Origin of the sequence: Hamadaea sp. (assembly GCF_013362815.1) — a bacterium.
Lineage (GTDB): Bacteria > Actinomycetota > Actinomycetes > Mycobacteriales > Micromonosporaceae > Hamadaea.
The window spans coordinates 1-19753 of the sequence record NZ_JABFVK010000043.1; the positions used below are offsets into that span (position 1 = coordinate 1).

A 19753-nucleotide genomic window follows, 5' to 3' on the forward strand; every position below is an offset into this window, starting at 1 on the left:
GCGACCAGGTCATGCACGGCCAGCTGGAAACAGCGTCTGGCCTCACGCTGATGGCCGCCGACATGCTGCCGGGCGAGACGTTGCGGCCCGGGAACAACCTCGCGGTCAGCCTCGGCGGGGACGACACCGAGGAACTGCGCGGCTACTGGCAGGCGCTGTCGGACGGAGGGACCGTGACGGTCGAGCTGGCCACCCAGCCGTGGGGCGACGAGTTCGGGATGTGCGTCGACCGGTTCGGGACCTCGTGGCTGGTCAACATCGCCGGGGGCGGCTGACCTACCCGACCCGCGCTGCGCCCGGTCGGCGATGCCGCGGCCGGCGGCAGTCCCCTTGCGCTCCAACCTCGTCACCGGCCCGCTCGGCCCAGCGATCGACCACGCCACCCTCGAAGGCCCGGCTCGGCATCGAGTACCCCCAGAATCTGCTCGGCGTAGTCGGCCCAGTCGGTGGCCAGCCGCCACACGCCCCCCGGACGGAGGCGACTCGCCGCGAGGGCCGCGAAGGGTGGGGTGACCAGCCGGCCCTCCGATCGAGCGGATCGCGGCCGACGTACGTCGGATCCACCACCAGCTGCTCAGCCTCCCCCGGGGGTGCCGGCGGCCCGGCTGCGGGGCTGGCGCGCGGCCTACGACGACGTGCTCGAGACCGGCGGCTTCAGACCCCACCTACACCCTCGATTGGGATGAGCCCGTTTACCGCCACCTACGGAAAGATCATCACTGTGTACACGGCCGGAGCACCAGGCGGCATCTTCACCACGGCGAATAGCTGCCCGGACGGTGCGCCCAACGTTTCCACGTCGGCGACCGGCCTGCGTGCCGTCGTCTCCGGGTGGAGTTAGATGATGGCTTCATCGAGGGAGGGCGCTGCACGCAGACGGAAGGACATGCTCACCGTCGCCGTAGGGCTGGCTGTTCTGCTGGTCGTACAGTTCGTCGCGCTCGGCATGACACAAAGGGTCTTCCTGCTGTGTGCCTCGATCGTCGTGGGCGCGATCGGCTGGAAGGTGTTTCCGTTCGAGATCCCGCATGAGGGCAAGTTCTGGAAGCTTACTGGTGAACGCGCTAAGGAGGCGGCGGCTGTCGCCGGTGCTCCGGCCGCCGGCGTGACGCTGGCCGTCCTGGTCTCACTCCTACAAGTACACAAAATGTGTACACAATCAGATACACTCGATCCATGCTCATCGAGACGCTGTCTGTCCGGGAAGCGCGCGAACAGCTTCCCAGCCTGCTTGACCGATTCCGTCACGGGGAGCGTACGCCGGTGGGGGTCGGGTCACACCGCAAAACCGAAGCGGTAGTGATCTCCGTCGACGTATTCAACGAGCTGACCGCCGAGCGGTCGAGTGCCGCGACCCAGGCGACAGCATCCGTGCGCGCCGAAGGCCTGGACGTGTCGGACGAGACGCAGCAGATCATGCAGCGTTGGGCCCGCGGTGAAATCAGCGCCGCCGAGATGCGCACACTGGTACGCCAACTGCACGACCTGCCGTGATCGCCGATCCGTACACCGACCCAGACACGGGCATTCTCCGCAATCGGTTCGCGATCACCGATTCCGATCGCTTACGGACCGTCGAAGCAGATCTCACCGCCGTCGCGTTGGCCGACCTGGCAGTGCGTGTATTGCCGGGCTCATATGACCTCGCGCATCTGCGCGCCTTCCACCGCGAGATCTTCGGCGACATCTATTCCTGGGCCGGGGAAGTCCGGAGCGTCAACATCGCCAAGACCGACCTGTTCTGCGTACACCAGCACATCGAGACCTACTCGCAGGAGGTGTTCTCCGCGCTCGCCAAGGAAAACTACTTGCGGACGCTGAGCCGTGAGTCGTTCGTCGATCGACTGACCCACTACTTCGCCGAGGTGAACGCCATCCACCCGTTCCGGGAGGGAAACGGACGTACGCAGCGGGCGTTCTTCCACCAGCTCTGTCGCATGGCATCCTGGCCGATCGACTGGTCGAGATTGGATCCGGAGGTCAACGTCGCCGCCTCGGTCGCCGCTCTGCGCGGAGACAACGAACCGCTGCGCTACATGCTCGACTCGATGATCAGGTCGTGAGCGCACACCGAATGGCGAGTGCGGCTGGTGACGCGCCCCGCCATGATCAACGGAGCGGATGCGGTGTGATAGCACCGCGAAAACTCCGCTGATCATGGCCGGACCCCGCGAAAACTCCGCTGATCATGAACAGCCACCAACTCCAAAGTGGACTAATAGCGCGCCCTCCCAATAGGATCCGCCGATCGCAAGCGAAGCAAGCCAGCGCAAGCAGGAGGAGAAGTGGCGAGCAAGGAAGAGCTGAAGGCGGCGATCCACGCGGCGTTCGACCAGGTCGTGCCGGACGGCTCGAGCTACACCAAGGTGTACGCCTCGGACATGAAGCAGCGGAACTTCATCGTCTATCAGAGCACGACGGTTTACAACTACGCGGTCGGCTTCAAGCCCGGCCGGACGGAGCTGGTGATCGTGCCCGTGGACGAGGACGGCGGCCAGGTCACGGCCGGCGCGCCGGTGACGATCACCGATGAGAACCGGGGCGCGGTCAAGCGGCGGGATCTGCAGGGACGCTTCGTCGTGTCCACGAAGGACGGCCAGAAGTTCCGGCTGTCGGTAATCCCGTCGGTGCCGAAGATCACCGCCGCGTTCTACCAGCTGCCGGTCGACCAGAAGGCCGAGTACGAGGCGTTCCAGCTGGTCAGGAACGCGATCGCCGGCTGAGCTCGAACCTCAGGACGGCGCCCGGCCGGGCTTGCGCGACCAGGCCGAGGTCGGCCGGGTGGACCACGCCGACGACGGGATAGCCGCCGGTCGTCGGGTGGTCCGCGAGCATGATCACCGGCTGGCCGTCCGGCGGGACTTGGACCGCGCCAGGGAGCATGCCCTCGCTCGGGATCTCCTCGGTCCGGGTCCGCGCCAGTGCAGGCCCGCGCAGGCGTACTCCGACACGATCGCTCGCGGAGGTCACGACGTAGTCACCCAGCGCGGTCAGGTCGATCCAGTCGTCGCGCGGCCCCAGCAATAGGCGTACCGCCGCCGGCGCACGGCTCCGAGGCGTCCAATCAACTTCAGCTGGTACGCCGAAAGCAGTGCCCAACGGCAGGAGGTCGCCGACGGCCAGCCGGGGTGGGCCGAGGCCGGACAGGGTGTCGGTGGATCGGCTGCCCAGCACGGGTTCGACGGCGATTCCGCCGGCCACGGCCAGGTAGGACCGTACGCCGTCGAGCGCGGCTCCCAGAGAGAGCACTCCGTCGGCCGGCACGAACACCGGGCGGTCTACATGCGACGGTCGCCCGTCGACGCGTACGCCGCACAAAGCCCCCGTGACGGCGACCCAGCAGGCCGAGTCGAACCGGAAATCCGCGCCGAGCACGGTGGTCTCGATGCCCGCCAGTTCCTCGGGATTGCCGACGAGGCGGTTCCCCAGCCGCAGAGCATCCCGGTCGGCCGCGCCGGAGCGGGGTACGGCCAGGCTAGCCAGCCCGGTACGGCCGAGATCTTGAATCGTGCTGAGCAGACCGGGCCGCAGGACGTGGATCACGACGCCGCCACGAAGCGGACTCGCGTACCCGGGGTGAGCAGTGCCGGTGGCGTACGCCGTTCGTCCCAGAGGCGTACCGACGTGTGTCCCAGAATGCGCCAGCCGCCGGGCGAGCGGCGCGGATAGACGGCGGTGTAGCCACCCGCGACGGCGACGCTCCCCGCGTCCACCGCCGTACGCGGACGGCTCAGCCGGGGCACGTGCAGCCGTTCCGGCACCCCCGTCAGGTACGCGAACCCGGGCGAGAACCCGCAGAAGGCCACCCGGAGGTCGGACCCGGTGTGAAGCGCGGTCACCTCGGCCGGTGAGCAGCCCGCCCAACGGGCGACGTCGTCGAGGTCCTCGCCGTCGTACCGAACGGGGATCTCCACGGCCTCGCCGAAGAAGTCCGGAGCGACGTCCGGCGAGAAGCCCGAAAGCGCCTCCCGCAGCGCAGCCTCGGTGAGCCCGGCGCTGTCGAGCAGCACCGATCGCGCCCCGGGCACGAGATCGGCGACCTGCGGCAGCGACCGCTCCCGGAGGTACGCATACAGCGCGGCAGCGGCGTCGCCGGTTTCGGCCTCGACCAGCCACCCGGTCAGCCCGACCGGCAGAATCCTCACCCCTGAATCATGCCGGGACCGCCTCCGGAAGGAGCACCTTGGGGACCCGGAGCGTCACGGCGACGATCCCGACCACGTACGCCGTCACGGTGACGAAGAAGTAGAAGTGCACGACGAAGTCGGGCCAGGCGCCGAGCCACTTCGCGACGTCGGTCTCCGGGCTGCCGAAGATCCCGGCCATCCACTGGACGAAGGAGTTCACCAGCGGCGACAACAGCCCGATGATTGCGAGGTTGAGCCAGAGCAGATGGTTGCGGATCGGCAACCGGGTCAGCAGGAAGAAGAAGCCCACGAACCAGATCAGGTCGCAGAAGTAGGGCGCGGCGTCGGTGGCCCACCCGGTGCTGCCGGTCCACTCGGTGTAGCCCCAGGTGAACCGGCCGATGTCGGTCTGCGGCCAGAACACGAAGTTCGTGACGTCGGCGCCTTCGAGCTTCGCCACGAGGGCGTGGCTGCCCTCGTGGCGAATCGTGCCGAAGATCTGGTACGCCGGGTACGCCAGCAGCCACCAGAGGTCGGTCAGGCGCAGCTTCCAGACGGGAAGGTCGGAGTCGGTCATGCATACATTGGCTGCCGTCGAACCCTAGATCGCTGCCTGGTTGCCGACAGACAGCCGGTCGATCGACTTCTCCGCGTCGAGGATCAGCAGTGCGCGTACCAATGTGGAGGAATGGACGGTGGTCTCACCGCGCTGGAACATCAGCGCGAGCGCGTCGCGAAGCGCGGTCGCCTGACTGACCAGCGCTTGAGCCGCGCGGAGCGCTCCGTAGGTCTCGTCTTGCCGGGCCGGATTGACCCGGGCGAGGCTCGCCAGGACGGCGACGTACGCGTCCACGACGTCGGCCTCGGCCCGGGTGAGGGCCGGCATCCGCAGCATCTCGGCCATCATCAGCCCGCCGTCCGAAGCGTCGCCCGATCGGCGAGCACGACGTCGACCAGCCCGAACTCGATGGCGGCCGGGCCGTCGAGCACCTTCGGCCGGGACAGGTCGGCGCGGATCTGCTCGACGGTCCGCCCGGTGTGCTCGGCGAGGATGGTCTCCAGCGCGGTCCGCTGACGCAGCAACTCCTGGGCCTCGATCTGGAGATCCTGGGTCGCGCCCTGACGGACGTCGAGCGACGGCTGGTGCAGGATCACGCGTGCGTTCGGCAGCATCATGCGCTTGCCCTTCGCCCCCGCCGCGAGCAGCATCGCCGCCTCGGGTCCGCACTGGCCCACGCAGACCGTCTGCACATCGCTGGCCAGACTGCGGATCGTGTCGTAGACGGCGAGCATCGCGGTCAGCGAACCGCCGGGCGAGTTGAGATACACGCCGATGTCGCGGCCCGGGTTGTCGGCGTCGAGGTAGAGGAGCTGGACGAGGACGTCGTTGGCCGTCTGGTCGTCGAGGGCGGTGCCGAGGAAGACCACGCGGTCGCCGAAGGCCTTGGAGTACGGATCGATCAGGTACTCGGACCGCGCGGTCCGCTCGCTGATCATCGGGAGGTGGCTCATCACGAAGCTCCAAATTTGTACAGGACGTAAGTTCTGTACAGAGCGTACCATCTGAGGGGTGACCCATGAAGTCCCGGTGACTCAGGCCCGCGCCGAGTTCGCCGACCTCGTCAACCGCGTCGTCTACGGCGGCGAACGGGTGGTCGTGACGCGGCACGGCAAGCCGCTCGTCGCGCTGGTCTCCGCGGCCGACCTGGCCCGCCTGGAGGCCGCCGACCAGCCCGTCATCCGGGTGACCAGCGAGACGTCGTCCGCTGCCGAGGCGGCCCCGACCCGGCGTCAGTTCGGCCTGACCGCCGAGCACCGCCCACCGGGCGGGAATCCGCGGTGAGCCGGTCCGGGAAAGGCGGCGCACGAAGCTCAACCCGGCCGCACAATGGCGGTCATGCAGCCGCTCCTTCACCTCCAGCTGACCGTCGACGAGCTGACCCTGCGGGCGACGACCGAGGCTGATCTCCCCGCGCTGGCGGCGACGCTCCCCGACGACGTCGAGCTCAACCCGGCGCTTCCGGGCGCCGACGGCGACGCCCGGCTCGACCGGACGGCCCGCGTCTACCAGCAGTACTGGCGTAATCGCGCGGACTCGCGCCCCGGCTCGTGGACGTTGCCGTTCGTGGTGCTCCGGGACGGGCGGATCCTCGGCGAGCAGACGCTGGAGGCCGACGACTTCGGCCGGCTGCGTACGGTCGAAACGGCGTCGTGGCTGGTCTCCGGGGCGCGCGGCAAAGGCATCGGCAAACGCATGCGGCTCGCCGTGCTGTCGCTCGCCTTCGACCACCTCGGCGCAGTAGTCGCGGAGACCGAGGCCTGGCATCACAACACCGCCTCGCTCGGCGTCTCGCGCAGCCTCGGCTACCTGCCCAACGGCGTCTACCGCCATTTGGACGGAGACGGCGCGGACGACATGATCCGCATGCGGATGCCGGTGGAGACCTGGCGACAGCACCACGGCGGGCTGGGCGTCGAGATCGACGGATTGGCCGAGTGCCTGGAGTGGCTCACCGCCTAAAATCCGACCATGGCGGACTTGGCGATCACCGAGCTGGACGACGTCCACCGGCTGAGCGACGTCGCCGAGCTGCTGCGCCGAGTTTGGGCCGCCGACTCCGCCGACCAGATCCTCAACCTGTCGACTTTGCGGGCCCTCGCGCACGCGGGCAACTACGTCGTGGGGGCGTACCGGGACGGGCAGCTGGTCGGGGCCAGCGTCGCCTTCCGCGGCGACGACCACCTCCACTCGCACGTCACGGGCGTGGTCCGCGGTGGCCAGGGCGCGGGCGTCGGTCACGCCCTCAAGCACCATCAACGCGAATGGTCGCTGCGCCACGGCATCTCCCGCATCCGGTGGACCTTCGATCCACTTGTACGCCGAAACGCGTACTTCAATCTCCGGAAGCTGGGCGCGGTGGCGACCGAGTACCTCGAGGACTTCTACGGCGCGTTGACCGACGGCATCAACACCGGCGAACCGAGCGATCGGCTTTACGTCTGCTGGGAACTGGACCAGCCGACCGAAGTGCCCGAGGTCGCCGGAGCCACCCGGTTCGTACCGACGCCCCCGGACATCGAGGGCCTGCGCGCGGCCGATCCGGCGGCGGCCCAGCGCTGGCGGTACGCCGTCCGCGAAGGACTGCAGGAGCCGATGGCCACCGGCTGGACCGTCGCCGGGTTCACCGAAGACGGGGCGTACGCGTTGAAGGAGCCGGAATGAAGCTGACCGGGATCGAACTACGCCGAGTGGCGATGCCCCTGGTGGCACCGTTCCGTACGTCGTTCGGCGTCGAACACGCCCGCGATGTGCTGCTGGTCCGGGCGTACGGGCCGGACGCCGAGGGCTGGGGCGAATGCGTCGCGATGGACGAGCCGCTCTACTCCGCGGAATACGTCGAGGGCGCGGCCGACGTGATCCGCCGCTTCCTCGCGCCCATCCTGTCCACTGTCGACAATCCCGAGGCGCACCTGGTCGAGCGCGCGTTCGCCCCGATCAAGGGGCATCCGATGGCGAAGGCCGCAGTACTGACCGCCGTCCTCGACGCGCAGCTGCGGGCGTCCGGGACGTCGTTGGGCACCTACCTCGGCGCAGTACGCCCCGCAGTCCCCTCGGGCGTCTCGGTCGGCATCATGGACTCGATCCCGGAACTGCTCGACGCGGTCGCCGGGTACCTCGCCGAGGGCTATCTCCGGATCAAGCTGAAGATCGAACCGGGCTGGGACGTCGATCCGGTCCGGGCAGTACGCGAACGGTTCGGCGACGACATCCTGTTGCAGGTGGACGCCAACACGGCGTACACCCTGGCCGACGCCCGGCACCTGGCCCGGCTGGACCCGTTCGGCCTGCTGCTCATCGAGCAACCGCTCCCGGAGGACGATGTACGCGGCCACGCCGAATTGGCGCGCGTTGTGCGTACCCCTGTGTGCCTGGACGAATCGATCACCTCGGCGCGGGCCGCGGCCGACGCCATCGCACTGGGCGCGTGTTCGATCGTGAACATCAAGCCTGGGCGGGTCGGCGGTTATCTGGAAGCGCGGCGCGTCCATGACGTGTGCGCGGCGAACGGTGTGCCGGTGTGGGCCGGCGGCATGCTGGAGACGGGCCTCGGACGGGCCGCGAACGTGGCACTGGCGGCGTTGCCGAACTTCACGCTGCCGGGCGACACGTCGGCGTCGAACCGCTACTACGCCCGTGACATCACCCGGCCGTTCGTCCTGGTAGACGGGCAGCTGGAAGTCCCGGCGGCCCCGGGCATCGGCGTCGATCCAGACCCGGACGCGCTGACCGACGCGACCACCTCGACCGAGGTGCTGAACCTGGCACGATAAACGATCGCGTGTCCTGGGTAGAGGTTCGGCGTGGACCTCAACAAGGACGCTCAGATCGACACCGGTCAGATCGAAGACCGCCGTGGCGCGGGCGGCAGCGGGTTGAGCGGTATGCCGATCCCGCTGCCCAGCGGCCGCGGCGGCTGGATCGTGACCATCATCTTTCTCATCGTCGCGATCGCCGGCGGTGGCGTGCTCGGCGGCAACATGCTGAGCGACGACGGCGGCTCCAGCAACCTGGCGGAGAAGTGCGCGGCGTCGAACCCCAATCGGCTGGACGAGCCCGACTGCCGCAGCGCATTGTTCGTCACGTCGATCCAGGACTACTGGCAAGACGCGCTGCCCGGCACCTTCGGCAAGAAGTATCAGCAGGCCAAGACGGTCTTCTTCAGCCAGGCGGTGAGCACCGGCTGCGGTCAGGCGGACGCCTCGGTGGGCCCGTTCTACTGCCCGCCCGACGGCAAGGTCTACATCGACCTGTCGTTCTACGACGAGCTCGAGAACCGGTTCGGCGCTCGCGGGATCTTCGCGCAGGCGTACGTGCTGGCCCACGAGTACGGCCACCACGTGCAGAATCTCCTCGGTGCCGCCGTCGGTGGCTCGGGTGACTCGGTGCCCATCGAGCTGCAGGCGGACTGCTACTCCGGAGTCTGGGCCAAGCACGCGACGCAGACTACCGACGCCAGCGGCCGTCCCCTGATCAAGAGCCTGTCGCAGGCCGACATCCAATCCGCGCTCGACGCGGCGGCGGCGGTCGGCGACGACACCATCCAGAAGAAGACGACCGGGCACGTCGACGAGTCGAAGTTCACCCACGGCTCGGCCGCCCAACGCCAGCACTGGTTCAGCACCGGCTACGAGTCCGGCGACCCGAAGTCCTGCGATACCGCCAGCGCCTAGGGCCCCACCACATCCCGCAGGAGCCGTGGGAGTTCGGCCGGGAAGACGGCCTCGTCGCGCAGCGCGTCGAGATCGGCCACCGACCACCAGCCGAAGGAATCGACGAACCGCTCCTCGTACTCGTCGAACCCGTCCCGGGTCGGCTCCCACCGATCGACCCGGGCGACGAAGAACTCCTGCCGCTGGCGGTAGTGGACGCCGTCGAACGAGAACTCGCTGACCTCGGTCCACACCGGGCCTCGCAGGTCGCCAGCCGTCAGCGCCAGGCCGGTCTCCTCGCGGAGCTCCCGGACGGCGGCTTCGGCGTACGTCTCGCCCTCGTCGAGCCCACCCCCGACGGTGACCCAGTAGAACGTCTCCGGCCGGGCGGGGTCGCAGCCGCGCAGCAACAACACCCGGTCGCGCGCGTCGACCAGCAGTACGCGTGCCGCCGTCCGATCCTGCACCTCGTCCATGATCTCCCCGTGCCCGTGCGGTCTCCCCGGGCGAGCACGCTACCCCCGCGATCGCGGGGGTCGCCTGGCGTCGGTCGGGTGGTACGTCAGCGACCTCTCCGGGCTCGGGTGGCGTGCATGACGTACCACCCAGTTCCGCATCGCATGCGAGCGGCCCGGGCATGCGGGCGGCCCGGGCATGCGGGCGGCCCGGGCAGTGGGCACAATGGACGCCATGAGGCTCTGGGAGTACGCGCGGCTGGAGTATCGCTCGGCGGGAACGCTCGGCAACGACCGGTTCCTGGACTGGGACGCCGTGTTCTACCACCCGGGCGGGGTGCAGCGCTGGGGCACTGACGAACGGTTCGACGACCTGCGTCACCTCAACCGAGCCGGAGCCGACGGTTGGCAGGCGTACGACCGCAGCGCCGTCTATCACCACGGCGAACCTCACCGCCTGTACGCGGTCACCTACTCGATGCGTCGCTCACTCGACTGAACGCTTTCCGTGTTCGTACACATGTGCGAACATGGAAAGCGCCATGGAGTTCGTACCCGCGACATCCCGCCTGCTGGCGGCCAACCGGGCCGCCGCGGCGTTCTATGCCGCCCAGCTCCGGCACGTTCCGGCTGCCCGGCGCTACCTGGCTGAACGGGGCATCGAGGCGGCGGCCGGGTCGTGGTGGCAGCCCGGTGTCGCGCCGCCCGGCTGGACGGGGCTGCTCGACCGGCTGACCGGGCTCGGGTTCACCCCGGCCGAACTGCTCGCCGCGGGGCTGGTCAAACAGTCGCGGACCGGCCGGCTCATCGACTGCCTCCGGCAGCGGGTCGTCTTCCCCATCCACGACCAGCGCTGCAACGTCATCGGCTTCACCGGGCGGGATCTGTCCGGCCGCCCGGATGCGCCGAAGTACCTCAACACTCCGACGACCTCGATCTATCACAAGGGAGAGGCGCTGTTCGGGCTCGGCTTGCAGCTGGCGCACCGGCGACGCCGGGACCGCCGCCCGATCCGGGTCTTCGTCGTCGAGGGCGCGGCCGACGCCATCGCGGTGCACCGGATGGTGCATGATCATGCCAGCGAACAGCTGTTGCCCGTGGCGCTGTGCGGGATCGTGCTCACCGAACACCACCTGCGGCTGCTGCGGAAGACGATCGGGCCGACCGCCTCGCTCAGCCTCCTGCTTGATGGCGACGACGCCGGGCGGGACGCGTTCGAGCGGTGGCTGCCGCTACTGCGTACGTGGGCGGGGCCGGTGGACATAGCGACCCTGCCCGACGGCACCGACCCCGCGGAGTTGCTGGTCCGGCACGGTCCCGCCGACGCGCTGCGGATCGTCCTCGGCGCGCTCCGCCCGGCTCAGCTGGCCCGGCTCGACCGGATTCTCGACCGGCTCGGGGGTGCGCTCGATCTCGGCGAACCCGAGACTCGCGTACGCGTCTGGCGGGCGATCACGCCGTGCTTCCGGGACGACCCGTCCCGGGGCTCCGATCTGGCCGATCTCGCCAGCGCCCGGCTCGGGCTGTCGTTGGCCGACGTCATGACCGGGGTCGTCAACGAGATCGCCTGACGCCGCACGGTTCGCCGCACACCGTTGACGGCTCGGCGCTCGGCGCTCGGGGCTCGGCGCTCGGGGCTGGATCAGGGATCCGGGTCGAATCATGGGTCAAGATTCGACCGAGAACCCTGATCCAGCGCCAAAGAGCGGGGCGCAATCAGGGCGCGGGGGACGACGGTCAGCGGAGGACGGCCAGGGCGCTGGGCGTACCACTGAGGGAAGCGGCTCCGTCCCGACCGACCGTGACCGAGACACGTCGCCCGGCCAGCCGCAGGCCACGGACCGTGAAGCCGCCCAGCGGCGCGCCCGCGAGCGGACGAAGCGTGACCTGACCGGCGGGAACGTCCGGGCGCAGACCCGAAGCGGCGTGCAGGATCGCGACTGCGCTCGCCGCCGACCAGGCCTGGGGCTGGCACGAGGCCGGGTAGGGCGTCGGGTGGCGCAGGTCGGTCCGGGCGTCGCCGCCGTGCAGCTCGGGCAGCCGGTAGCCGACCGCTTCCGCCGCCGTGAGCAGTCCTTCCGTGAGAACTGCGGCCGCGTCCGCGTGGCCCTCCGCGGCCAGCCCCGACACCGCGATCGCAGTGTCGTGCGCCCACACCGATCCACAGTGGTAGGACAACGGGTTGTAGCCGCCGTCGCGATCGGACATCGTCCGCAGCCCGTAGCCGCCCGCCAGCTCCGGCGACGCCAGCAGCTCGGCGACTCGGGTCGACTCCTCGGCGGTCAGCATCCCGGTGCCGAGCAGGTGCCCGATGTTGCTGGTCAGGGCGTCGACCGGCCGCTTGGCCCGGTCCAGCGCCATCGCCGGGTACGCTCCCCGCGGCCCGTCCACCCAGAACGCCGACCGGAAGCGCTTGGCCATTTCGACGGCGTACGTGCGCCACTTGTCGGCGGCCGGACGGCCGAACGCGTCGAGCAGTGCGGCCGCGTTCGTCGCCGCCTGTGCCGCGTACGCCTGAACTTCGGCGAGCGCGATCGGTGCTTCGGCGAGCCGGCCGTCGGCGAAGCATACGGCGTCGCCGGAGTCCTTCCAGCCCTGGTTGGCCAGGCCGAGCCCACTGGTGTCGAGGTACTCGACGAAACCGTCGCGGTCCGGGTCGGCGTACTCGTCGAGCCAGGTCAGCGCGGCTTCCAGGGTCGGCAGCAGCTCCTCGACGGCGTCTTCGGCCAGCCCCCAGCGCCAGGCGTCGTGCAGCAGGCTGATCCAGAGCGTGGTCGCGTCGACGGTCCCGTAGTACGCCGGGGGCAGCGACAGCTCCTCGCCTTCGAGCGCGACGTGGAACTCGTGCCGCCGCAGCTCGTGCAGGATCTTGCCGGGCGCCTCCCCCGACCTCGGGTCGAGCGCCTGTCCCTGGCGGCGAGCCAGCGTACGCAGGGTGCCGGCGGCGAGCTCGGTCCCGAGCGGCAGCAGCATCCGGGCCGCCCACAGACTGTCGCGCCCGAACAACGTCAAGTACCACGGGACCCCGGCGCCGAGGAAGGCGTCGCCCGGGCTGCCCGCCTCGGCCAGCCGCAGCGATTCCAGGTCGTCGAGCGACTGCTCCAGGAGCCGGGTCAGCCGCCGGTCGTCGGCGACCAGTTCGGGCCGCTCCCACTCGACCGGTCCGGCCGGTTCGACGAGGACCGAGCGCGGGTCGCTGACCGCCACCTTCCAGTCCACCTCGGTCGCCGAGCCCGGCCCGATGGTGACGTCCCAGGCCACGAGGGCTGCGCCCGTGTCCGAGACGGCGGCCCGCGCGCCCGGCGCGGTGACCGTGACGGCCAGCCCACCCTGCCGCCAGGCCGGCCGCCCGCCGTCGAGGTACGCCGGGACCGGGGCGGTCAGCCCGCCCGACTTCACCGTCTCGATGGCGGCGAGGTCGCAGGCCAGGTCGACGGTGAGGCCGAGCGTCACCGGTTCGTGGGAGGCGTTGGTGAACCGCAGGTTCTCCGTCATCCCGGCGGCGCTCACCCGGCGGCGGCGCTCCAGGCGTACGGTCGGATCCGGCGAGAGGTCGCCCAGCCAGGGCAGCAGCCCGATGAAGACGGCCGAACCGGGCCCGGTCAGGCTGTGGGTGACGGCGACCGGTTCGCGACCGTCCACTCGCAGCACCGCCTCGGACAGCACCCGATAGTCGGCGTGGAACAGCCCTTGCGCGCCGGTCGGCCGCAGCTGGCCGTCGGTTCCACCGAGGACCGAGGCGGGGGCGTGAACAACGCTCACGAGATCATGCAGGAGGGGTTGCACAGCAGCTCCTCGGATTGCGGCGTGATCGGGGGGCAGACCGACAACCGTAGTCGCCGGTGATCGTCTCTCCCAGCATTACGCGGCGGCCCGATCGGTGATCTTCGTGACGTGGCTCACACTTGCACCCTTCGTCACCAGGGACGGAACCGCAGATCACGGCGAATCTGCCGGACGACGTTGCGGCCGGGAACGCCCGTCACCCCTCCCCCGCCGTGGGTCGCCGATCCGGCTTGGTACAGCCCCCGGATCGGCGTACGCAGGTCGGCGTATCCGGCCGCCGGACGGCAGTGGAACATCTGCCCGGCGGTCAGTTCACCGTGGAAGATGTTGCCGCCGACCAGCCCGTACTCCTCCTGCATCCGGTGCGGCCCGATGATCTGCCGGCCCAGGATCGACGCGGTGAACCCGGGTGCGACCTGCTCCATCCGGGCCGTCAGCCGGTCGGCGTACGCGTCCAACTCGGCGTCGTGGGCCGCGTCCGCATAGGAGAAGGGCACCCACTGCGTGAACATCGAGACGACGTGCTTGCCCTCGGGCGCGAGAGTCGGATCGAAGACGCTGGGTATGCAGATGTCAGCGAACGGAAGCGTCGACGGCCGGCCCCCGGCCGCCTCCTGGAACGCCGTCTCCACGTCGTCGAGCGACTCGGCCAGCACGATCGTGCCGCCGTAGACCGACGGATCGAACGACGGGTGGGCGGTGAAGATCGGCAGCCGGTCGACCGCGAAGTTCACCTTCACCGTGCCTGACCTGGTCTGATACGACTCGATGTCGGCGACGAACTCCGGCGGCAGGTCGGCCCGGTCCAGCAGCTTCAGGAACGAGAGCTGCGGGTGGGCCGTCGTGACGACGACCGGCGCCGCGATCTCCTCGCCGTCCTCCAGGACCACTCCGGTGACCCGGCCGTCGCGCGTCGTGATCCGAGCGACCGGGGCCGACGTGCGGATCTCCGCCCCGAACCCGCGAGCCGCCGCCGCGAGCGCCTGAGTCACCGCGCCCATCCCGCCGCGCGGAAAGCCCCAGGCGCCGGTCTGCCCGTCGACCGCCTCGCCGACATGGTGGTGGAGCAGCACATACGCCGTCCCGGGACTGCGCGGCCCGGCCCAGCCGCCGATCACGCCCGACACGCTGAGCAGGCCGCGCATCGCGTCCGACTCGAACCGGTCCTCGACCAGGTCGGCGACGCTCGACGTGAACAGCCGGGTCAGGTCGAACGCCGCGCGTACGTCGACCTTGCGCAGCTTCGCCCCGATCCGCGCGAGTCCCAGCAGGTCACCCGGCCGCTTCGAGCCGACCTTCGGCGGGATCTCCTTCAGCAACGGCCCGACCAGGCCGCCCAGTCGCGCCATCCACGCGTCCCACTGCTCGTAGGCGTCCGCGTCGCGCTGCGAGAACTTCGCAATCTCCGCGTACCGCTGCGCCGGATCGTCGGCCAACCGCAGCGCGCGGCCGTCACGGCGCGGCGCGAAATACGGCCCCTGCGGGTACACGTGGTAGCCGTGCTCGGCCAGCCGCAGGTCGCGTACCATCCGGGGGTCCAGCAAACTGACCACATAGGACAGCGCGGTCACCGCGAAATCCGGCCCGAACGGCCGCTCGGTCACCGCCGCGCCGCCCACCACGTCCCGCCGCTCCAAAACCAAGACCCGGCGTCCGGCTCGCGCCAGGTAGGCGGCGGCCACCAGGCCGTTGTGCCCACCGCCGATGATGATCATCTGGTACGCCATAAGGTGCAGTCTTGCGCTACCTTGTCGGTCGTGGAACCCCCTCCTCCTCCGCCCACGGTCTCTCAGGTCGAATCGCAGGTCATGCAGAAGAAGCGGACCTGGCGTGATCGTGCGGGCAAGGCCGGCGCCGGCGTCGCCGTAGCGGCCGGCGCGGCCAAGGTCGCCGGGGCCGGCAAACTGTTCGGCCTGCTCAAGGGCGTCTGGCTGTTCGCGCACTTCAAGACGGCGTTCACCATGCTGCTCTCGGTCGCCGGGTACGCCCTCTTCTACGGTTGGTGGTTCGCCATCGGCTTCGTCCTGCTGATCTTCGTCCACGAGATCGGGCACGTCATCGTGCTCCGCATCCAGGGCGTGAAGGCCAGCGCGCCGATGTTCATCCCGTTCCTGGGCGCGTTCGTCAAGGTCGAAGGCGAGCAGCGCTCGGTCGCCCAGGAGGCGGCCTCCGCCCTCGCCGGCCCGATCGCCGGAACCATCGGCACGATCGCCGTCCTCGCCGCCGCCGAATCGAGCGGATCACCCCTGCTCACCGCGTTGGCGTACTCGGGCTTCCTCATCAACTTCTTCAACTTGTTCCCGGTACTCCCCCTCGACGGCGGCCGAGTCGCCGGCGCGTTGCACCCAGCCCTCTGGATCGCTGGACTGGCGGGCGCAGCCGTCATGCTGATCCTGCGCCCCAGCCCGATCTGGATCTTCGCGCTGATCCTCGGCGGCATCGAGACCTACCGCCGCTGGAAGGACCGCAAAGCCGGGCGCACCAGCGCCTTCTTCGACGTTCCCACTGGTACGCGCTGGGCTATCGGCGGTGCTTACCTCGCTGTCGCTCTTCTCTGCCTTTACGGGATGGAGTACACCTACGTTCCCCATCACTGGTGATACGCCTTCGCTACTTCTTTCCATGATCAACGGAGAAAATGCGGGGCTATGGCACCGCAAAACTTCCGCTGATCATGGCAACGCAAGATCATGGTCAATTCTGCGTCGCTATCACACCCCAGAATTGACCATGATCATGGAAGTCGGACAAATCGACAACGGCGAACCGCCACCCCAACCCCCTTCGGCGCGCTCTTTCCAACCCAGCACCGTACGAAGCCGCAGTCAGCCATCCAGAGCAGGGCTGTAAAGCGCCGAAAGAAACCGAGTAAGCAAAGCCTCACGAGAGGCGGGCGGAAGCCCGTCGAGCACAGCGTTGACGGCAGCCATCCGAGGCGTACCACCGGCGAAGGAAACGCCGACAGCGGGGAGCAGAGCGCCAAGCGCAGCGTCGTCGAGCGAAGCGAAATCAAGCGAAGCGATCTGCGAAAGCGCATCGGTGGAAACGGGGCCGAGCGAGCGTGCAGAGGAAACGGCGACAGCCAAGGTCGCCAGCAAAGAGTCGACGCCGGATTCGCTCACCCCGGTCAAGGTCAGGTGAAGGCTGGCGGGCATCCCGGCGTAACTGAGCTGAGGCTGAAGGAAGAAGCCGCGGACACGTGCTTCGTCAGCGATGGTGAAGACATCCAGCCCGGGATCATCGTCCACAGTGAACGCGACCAGCGTGGCGTCGGGCGTACCGAGCACTCGCAGGCCGGGAATGTCCGAAATGCCGCGCACGACACGACGCGTTGCCTCCAATGCAGCGGCACCGAGCGAGCGATAGCCCGAGGTGCCCAAGGACTGGAGCGTCGCCCAAGCACCGGCGAGCGGACCGGCGCCCTTGCTGCTCTGGATCGTCGAGTTGATCACGGTGTACCCGGGCCACTCCGCACACGCGAAGTACGCCCCCAGCCGCATCGCCGAATCGCGGAACAGCAGGACCGAGGCGCCCTTCGGGGCGTACCCGAATTTGTGGAGGTCCACCGACAACGAGGTGACGCCGGGGACGCCGAGGTCGAAGGGCGGGATGTCGGCTCCGGCGTCGGCCAGCCACGGCAGCAGCCAGCCGCCGACGCACGCGTCGACGTGGCACGCGACCCCGCGAGCGGCGGCAGCAGCCGCGATGGGAACGACGGGATCGATGACTCCGTGCGCATAGGACGGTGCGGACGCGACCACGAGGACGGTGTCGTCCGTGATCGCGTCGGCCATCGCCTCCGGGAGGGCCCGGAAGGAAGTCGGCGAGACCGGGACCTGCTTTACGCGTACCCCTAGGTAGTGACCTGCTTTGTGGAAGGCCGCGTGGGCCGTGGCCGGGACCACGATCTCGGGATTCGCCACGTCGGGCCGGGAGTCGCGGGCAGCCTTGACAGCGAGGATGATCGATTCCGTGCCGCCGCTCGTGAAGATCCCGGGCGTCGTGGCGTCACCGCCGAGCCGGCTCGCGACCGCCGCGACCACCTCGCGCTCGAGCCGCACGATGCTGGGGAAGGCGGTCGGGTCGAGCCCGTTGACCTCCAGCATCGCGAGGTACGCGGCCTGCGCCGCCGCGCGGACCTCAGGACGGCCACTGTCATAGACGTACGCCGTCGTCCGCCCGCCTTGCGTGGGCAGGTCGGCGGCGCGCAGCGTGTTCAGTTCCTCGAGCAGTTCCGCAGAAGATCGGCCGTGATCAGGCAACATTCGTCAGTTCCCGGTGGTGCGGGCGCGCCCGTAAGCGCGCAGGATGGGCAGCGACGCCAGCATGAGCAGCGCCGGTACAACGGTGAACCCCAGCAGTAGAGCCGTTTTCGCCGAGCCGGGCTGGGTGACCGGTTCGTCGAAAGTGGACGACAGGAAGCCGCCGACCGCGAGCATCAGGGCGTAGAGGCCGGGGCCGACCGCGAGCCCGGCGGTCTCCCCCGCGGTCCACGCCCCGGTGAACGCACCAGCCTGAACCTGGCCCGTACGCGCAGCGTCGGCGACGATCGCGTCGGGCATAAGCGCCAGCGGCAGGACTTGGAGGGCGGCGTAGCAGAGCCCGAGGACGGCCGCGGCCGCCAGCACCGACTTGGAACCGGCAGCGCCCAGCGGGTAGTTGACCAATGCCGCCACGGCGAAGACGACTGTCGCGACGGTGAAGCAGCGCAGCCGGCCGAAGCGCCGGGCCAACGCCGACCACACCGGTACGGCGAGCGCACTCGGCCCGACGACGCATACGAAGAGAATCGAGGTGAGGCTGTAGTCGCCGAGCCAATATGTCGCCACGTACGGCACCGCGGCGAGCATGATCGCGATGCCGACCGCCTGAGTCACGAACGCCGACATGAGCAGGAAGAACGGACGGTTGCCCCGGGCCAGGCGGAAGGCCGCGACGAGACCGAGGACGTCGCCGCCCGGCCGGGAGCGTACCCAGCGGGTGGAGAGCGTCGCCGTCACGCACGCAGCCAGGACGACTGCGCCGACGACCCCGCCCATCAGGGCGTACCCGGGACGGCCGCCGCCACCGGCGTCCACGACAGCGGGCGCGAGCCCGCCCGCGATCAGGATGCCGAGAGTCAGGAACACGATGCGCCACGTCATGATGCGCAGCCGCGTGTCGGGTTCGTCGGACATCTCTGCGGGCAAGGCGACATAAGGCACCTGGAACGCGGCGAACGCCACCGACGCCCCGATGAACGCCAGCGTCACCCAGATCGCGCCCGCGTACCCGCTCGACGGGCTCAGGAACATCGTCGCGAACGCCACCGGCATTACGAGCGCGCCGGTCAGTAGCAGCTTCGTGCGGCGGGCGGTGCGTACCGCCTCCCGGTCGCTGGCTGCGCCGATGATCGGGTTGAACAGCACGTCCAGCGCCTTCGGGGCGACCACCACGACCCCGGCCAGCGCCGCCGGCACCGCCAGGACGTCGGTCAAGAAGAACAGCAGGAGGAGGCCCGGAACGGTCGAGAAGACCCCGGTGCCGATCGAACCCACGCCGTATCCGGCGAGCCGCCCTTTGTTCACTGCGTCACCAGCTTCTTGACGAGACCGTCGAGATGCGCCCGGTAGCGCGCCACCGTGGCGAGGTCGTGCACGTGCCGCTTGCCGTCGGCGTCCAGCACGCCGGCCTGGACGAAGCCGTGGATGCTCCACATGACCGTCCAGAGTGTCATGTCGTCGTGAATTTCGATCGCGTCGCGCACGAGGTCGATCAGCGGCCAGGCGTACTCCTGCTCCAGGCCGGTCACGTCGGCGGCGTCGGCGAGCCAGCGCCGCATCCAGAGCGCGGGCACATGCGGATTCGCCAGGCAGAAGTCCAGGTAGCGACCCACGAGCGACTGCAGGCCCGCCACCGGGTCGGGCTCCGCACGCATCTCCTCGATCGCGCCGGTCAAGGCCGCTCGTTCCAACTCGTACGCGTGCCGCATGACCTCGCGATAGAGATCCGCCTTGGCACCCACGTGGTACGCCACGGTGGCGATGTTCAGCCCACTCGCCCGGCCGATCTCCCGCGTACTGGTGCCGTCGTAGCCGCGCTCGGCGAACAGTCGCGTCGCCGCCTCGAGTACGCGTTCGCGGCTGGCCTTCTCCTCCATCCCCGCACGTTAACCGCGCCGGGGTGTCCCCGTCA

The 19753-nt window shown here is 69.4% G+C and carries 25 protein-coding genes; 13 read left to right on the forward strand and 12 right to left on the reverse strand.

What is annotated here, in order from left to right:
- The coding region (locus HOV77_RS20175) for a VOC family protein (RefSeq protein WP_290863994.1) at nt 1–275 on the forward strand (275 nt) is incomplete at its 5' end.
- 71 nt (nt 276–346) lie between these two features.
- Here the strand turns inward: HOV77_RS20175 and HOV77_RS34810 are convergent.
- Complete coding sequence (locus tag HOV77_RS34810) at nt 347–517, reverse strand: hypothetical protein (RefSeq protein WP_363260658.1); 171 nt, start codon at nt 515–517, stop codon at nt 347–349.
- Between the two features lie 165 nt (nt 518–682).
- Between HOV77_RS34810 and HOV77_RS20180 the strand changes: the two genes are divergently transcribed.
- The 4 genes from HOV77_RS20180 (at nt 683) to HOV77_RS20195 (ending at nt 2723) form a co-directional block, all read left to right on the forward strand.
- A complete protein-coding gene (locus HOV77_RS20180; protein WP_290863995.1) occupies nt 683–841 on the forward strand; it encodes a hypothetical protein in 159 nt (52 codons plus the stop codon).
- A 335-nt stretch (nt 842–1176) separates the two neighbouring features.
- On the forward strand, nt 1177–1494 hold the full coding sequence (locus HOV77_RS20185; RefSeq protein ID WP_290863996.1) for an antitoxin VbhA family protein: 318 nt from the start codon (nt 1177–1179) through the stop codon (nt 1492–1494).
- Entirely contained in the window at nt 1491–2063 is a 573-nt protein-coding gene (locus tag HOV77_RS20190; RefSeq protein WP_290863997.1) for a Fic family protein, read from the forward strand. Before HOV77_RS20185 ends, HOV77_RS20190 begins: the two co-directional genes overlap by 4 nt.
- 222 nt (nt 2064–2285) lie before the next feature.
- Nucleotides 2286–2723, forward strand: a complete 438-nt coding sequence (locus tag HOV77_RS20195; protein ID WP_290863998.1) for a hypothetical protein — start codon at nt 2286–2288, stop codon at nt 2721–2723.
- Here HOV77_RS20195 and HOV77_RS20200 read toward each other — a convergent pair.
- The 5 genes from HOV77_RS20200 to HOV77_RS20220 are packed head-to-tail and all read right to left on the reverse strand — an operon-like array spanning nt 2701 to nt 5639.
- Nucleotides 2701–3543 (reverse strand): biotin-dependent carboxyltransferase family protein, encoded by an 843-nt coding sequence (locus HOV77_RS20200; RefSeq protein WP_290863999.1) that lies wholly within the window; start codon nt 3541–3543, stop codon nt 2701–2703. The genes HOV77_RS20195 and HOV77_RS20200 overlap by 23 nt on opposite strands.
- Nucleotides 3540–4145: an allophanate hydrolase subunit 1 gene (locus HOV77_RS20205; protein ID WP_290864000.1), complete on the reverse strand. Its 606-nt coding sequence runs from the start codon at nt 4143–4145 to the stop codon at nt 3540–3542. Before HOV77_RS20205 ends, HOV77_RS20200 begins: the two co-directional genes overlap by 4 nt.
- A 7-nt stretch (nt 4146–4152) precedes the next feature.
- Nucleotides 4153–4704, reverse strand: coding sequence for a M50 family metallopeptidase (locus HOV77_RS20210; protein ID WP_290864001.1), 552 nt, complete (start codon nt 4702–4704; stop codon nt 4153–4155).
- A 24-nt stretch (nt 4705–4728) separates the two neighbouring features.
- Complete coding sequence (locus HOV77_RS20215; RefSeq protein ID WP_290864002.1) at nt 4729–5022, reverse strand: hypothetical protein; 294 nt, start codon at nt 5020–5022, stop codon at nt 4729–4731.
- An 11-nt stretch (nt 5023–5033) separates the two neighbouring features.
- Complete coding sequence (locus HOV77_RS20220; protein ID WP_290864003.1) at nt 5034–5639, reverse strand: ATP-dependent Clp protease proteolytic subunit; 606 nt, start codon at nt 5637–5639, stop codon at nt 5034–5036.
- A 58-nt stretch (nt 5640–5697) separates the two neighbouring features.
- Between HOV77_RS20220 and HOV77_RS20225 the strand changes: the two genes are divergently transcribed.
- From HOV77_RS20225 to HOV77_RS20245, 5 genes are read left to right on the forward strand one after another with little or no spacing between them, the layout of a single operon-like run.
- Nucleotides 5698–5970 carry a type II toxin-antitoxin system Phd/YefM family antitoxin gene (locus HOV77_RS20225; protein WP_290864004.1) on the forward strand — a complete coding sequence of 91 codons (273 nt, stop codon included), beginning with the start codon at nt 5698–5700 and terminating at the stop codon, nt 5968–5970.
- A gap of 54 nt (nt 5971–6024) precedes the next feature.
- On the forward strand, nt 6025–6648 hold the full coding sequence (locus HOV77_RS20230; protein ID WP_290864005.1) for a GNAT family protein: 624 nt from the start codon (nt 6025–6027) through the stop codon (nt 6646–6648).
- Between the two features lie 9 nt (nt 6649–6657).
- On the forward strand, nt 6658–7350 hold the full coding sequence (locus HOV77_RS20235; RefSeq protein ID WP_290864006.1) for a GNAT family N-acetyltransferase: 693 nt from the start codon (nt 6658–6660) through the stop codon (nt 7348–7350).
- Nucleotides 7347–8459 carry an o-succinylbenzoate synthase gene (gene menC, locus HOV77_RS20240; RefSeq protein WP_290864007.1) on the forward strand — a complete coding sequence of 371 codons (1113 nt, stop codon included), beginning with the start codon at nt 7347–7349 and terminating at the stop codon, nt 8457–8459. The genes HOV77_RS20235 and menC overlap by 4 nt, the downstream gene beginning before the upstream one ends.
- Before the next feature lie 30 nt (nt 8460–8489).
- A complete protein-coding gene (locus HOV77_RS20245; RefSeq protein WP_290864008.1) occupies nt 8490–9359 on the forward strand; it encodes a neutral zinc metallopeptidase in 870 nt (289 codons plus the stop codon).
- Here the strand turns inward: HOV77_RS20245 and HOV77_RS20250 are convergent.
- The gene (locus HOV77_RS20250; protein ID WP_290864009.1) at nt 9356–9814 is read right to left on the reverse strand and encodes an NUDIX domain-containing protein; all 459 of its coding nucleotides are present in this window, start codon (nt 9812–9814) and stop codon (nt 9356–9358) included. The genes HOV77_RS20245 and HOV77_RS20250 overlap by 4 nt on opposite strands.
- A gap of 214 nt (nt 9815–10028) precedes the next feature.
- On the opposite strand from HOV77_RS20250, the gene HOV77_RS20255 reads away from it, so the two are divergent.
- Both HOV77_RS20255 and HOV77_RS20260 read left to right on the forward strand, forming a co-directional pair.
- Nucleotides 10029–10292 carry a hypothetical protein gene (locus HOV77_RS20255; RefSeq protein ID WP_290864010.1) on the forward strand — a complete coding sequence of 88 codons (264 nt, stop codon included), beginning with the start codon at nt 10029–10031 and terminating at the stop codon, nt 10290–10292.
- A gap of 43 nt (nt 10293–10335) precedes the next feature.
- The gene (locus tag HOV77_RS20260; protein ID WP_290864011.1) at nt 10336–11364 is read left to right on the forward strand and encodes a toprim domain-containing protein; all 1029 of its coding nucleotides are present in this window, start codon (nt 10336–10338) and stop codon (nt 11362–11364) included.
- A gap of 166 nt (nt 11365–11530) precedes the next feature.
- On the opposite strand, the gene HOV77_RS20265 is transcribed toward HOV77_RS20260, so the two are convergent.
- A complete protein-coding gene (locus tag HOV77_RS20265) occupies nt 11531–13555 on the reverse strand; it encodes a glycogen debranching N-terminal domain-containing protein (protein WP_290864012.1) in 2025 nt (674 codons plus the stop codon).
- Nucleotides 13556–13710: 155 nt separating this feature from the next.
- The gene (locus HOV77_RS20270) at nt 13711–15306 is read right to left on the reverse strand and encodes an NAD(P)/FAD-dependent oxidoreductase (protein WP_290864013.1); all 1596 of its coding nucleotides are present in this window, start codon (nt 15304–15306) and stop codon (nt 13711–13713) included.
- A 30-nt stretch (nt 15307–15336) separates the two neighbouring features.
- Here HOV77_RS20270 and HOV77_RS20275 point away from each other — a divergent pair, with 30 nt between their 5' ends.
- Entirely contained in the window at nt 15337–16179 is an 843-nt protein-coding gene (locus HOV77_RS20275; RefSeq protein WP_290864014.1) for a site-2 protease family protein, read from the forward strand.
- A gap of 225 nt (nt 16180–16404) precedes the next feature.
- On the opposite strand, the gene HOV77_RS20280 is transcribed toward HOV77_RS20275, so the two are convergent.
- Genes HOV77_RS20280 through HOV77_RS20290 form a run of 3 tightly spaced genes read right to left on the reverse strand, consistent with a single transcriptional unit; the run spans nt 16405 to nt 19718 of the window.
- Nucleotides 16405–17844, reverse strand: coding sequence for an aminotransferase class V-fold PLP-dependent enzyme (locus HOV77_RS20280; protein ID WP_290864015.1), 1440 nt, complete (start codon nt 17842–17844; stop codon nt 16405–16407).
- Between the two features lie 3 nt (nt 17845–17847).
- A complete protein-coding gene (locus HOV77_RS20285; protein WP_290864016.1) occupies nt 17848–19146 on the reverse strand; it encodes an MFS transporter in 1299 nt (432 codons plus the stop codon).
- On the reverse strand, nt 19143–19718 hold the full coding sequence (locus HOV77_RS20290) for a TetR/AcrR family transcriptional regulator (protein WP_290864017.1): 576 nt from the start codon (nt 19716–19718) through the stop codon (nt 19143–19145). The genes HOV77_RS20285 and HOV77_RS20290 overlap by 4 nt, the downstream gene beginning before the upstream one ends.
- Between the last annotated feature and the right edge of the window lie 35 nt (nt 19719–19753).

What these genes read in the sequence shown, in the direction of transcription:
- HOV77_RS20180 (WP_290863995.1), top strand. Translation starts at nt 683, where the DNA reads ATGAGCCCGTTTACCGCCACCTACGGAAAGATCATCACTGTGTACACG.
- HOV77_RS20185 (WP_290863996.1), top strand. Translation starts at nt 1,177, where the DNA reads ATGCTCATCGAGACGCTGTCTGTCCGGGAAGCGCGCGAACAGCTTCCC.
- HOV77_RS20210 (WP_290864001.1), bottom strand. Translation starts at nt 4,704, where the DNA reads ATGACCGACTCCGACCTTCCCGTCTGGAAGCTGCGCCTGACCGACCTC.
- HOV77_RS20215 (WP_290864002.1), bottom strand. Translation starts at nt 5,022, where the DNA reads ATGCTGCGGATGCCGGCCCTCACCCGGGCCGAGGCCGACGTCGTGGAC.
- HOV77_RS20220 (WP_290864003.1), bottom strand. Translation starts at nt 5,639, where the DNA reads ATGAGCCACCTCCCGATGATCAGCGAGCGGACCGCGCGGTCCGAGTAC.
- HOV77_RS20230 (WP_290864005.1), top strand. Translation starts at nt 6,025, where the DNA reads ATGCAGCCGCTCCTTCACCTCCAGCTGACCGTCGACGAGCTGACCCTG.
- HOV77_RS20235 (WP_290864006.1), top strand. Translation starts at nt 6,658, where the DNA reads ATGGCGGACTTGGCGATCACCGAGCTGGACGACGTCCACCGGCTGAGC.
- menC (WP_290864007.1), top strand. Translation starts at nt 7,347, where the DNA reads ATGAAGCTGACCGGGATCGAACTACGCCGAGTGGCGATGCCCCTGGTG.
- HOV77_RS20250 (WP_290864009.1), bottom strand. Translation starts at nt 9,814, where the DNA reads ATGGACGAGGTGCAGGATCGGACGGCGGCACGCGTACTGCTGGTCGAC.
- HOV77_RS20255 (WP_290864010.1), top strand. Translation starts at nt 10,029, where the DNA reads ATGAGGCTCTGGGAGTACGCGCGGCTGGAGTATCGCTCGGCGGGAACG.
- HOV77_RS20260 (WP_290864011.1), top strand. Translation starts at nt 10,336, where the DNA reads ATGGAGTTCGTACCCGCGACATCCCGCCTGCTGGCGGCCAACCGGGCC.
- HOV77_RS20270 (WP_290864013.1), bottom strand. Translation starts at nt 15,306, where the DNA reads ATGGCGTACCAGATGATCATCATCGGCGGTGGGCACAACGGCCTGGTG.
- HOV77_RS20280 (WP_290864015.1), bottom strand. Translation starts at nt 17,844, where the DNA reads ATGTTGCCTGATCACGGCCGATCTTCTGCGGAACTGCTCGAGGAACTG.
- HOV77_RS20290 (WP_290864017.1), bottom strand. Translation starts at nt 19,718, where the DNA reads ATGGAGGAGAAGGCCAGCCGCGAACGCGTACTCGAGGCGGCGACGCGA.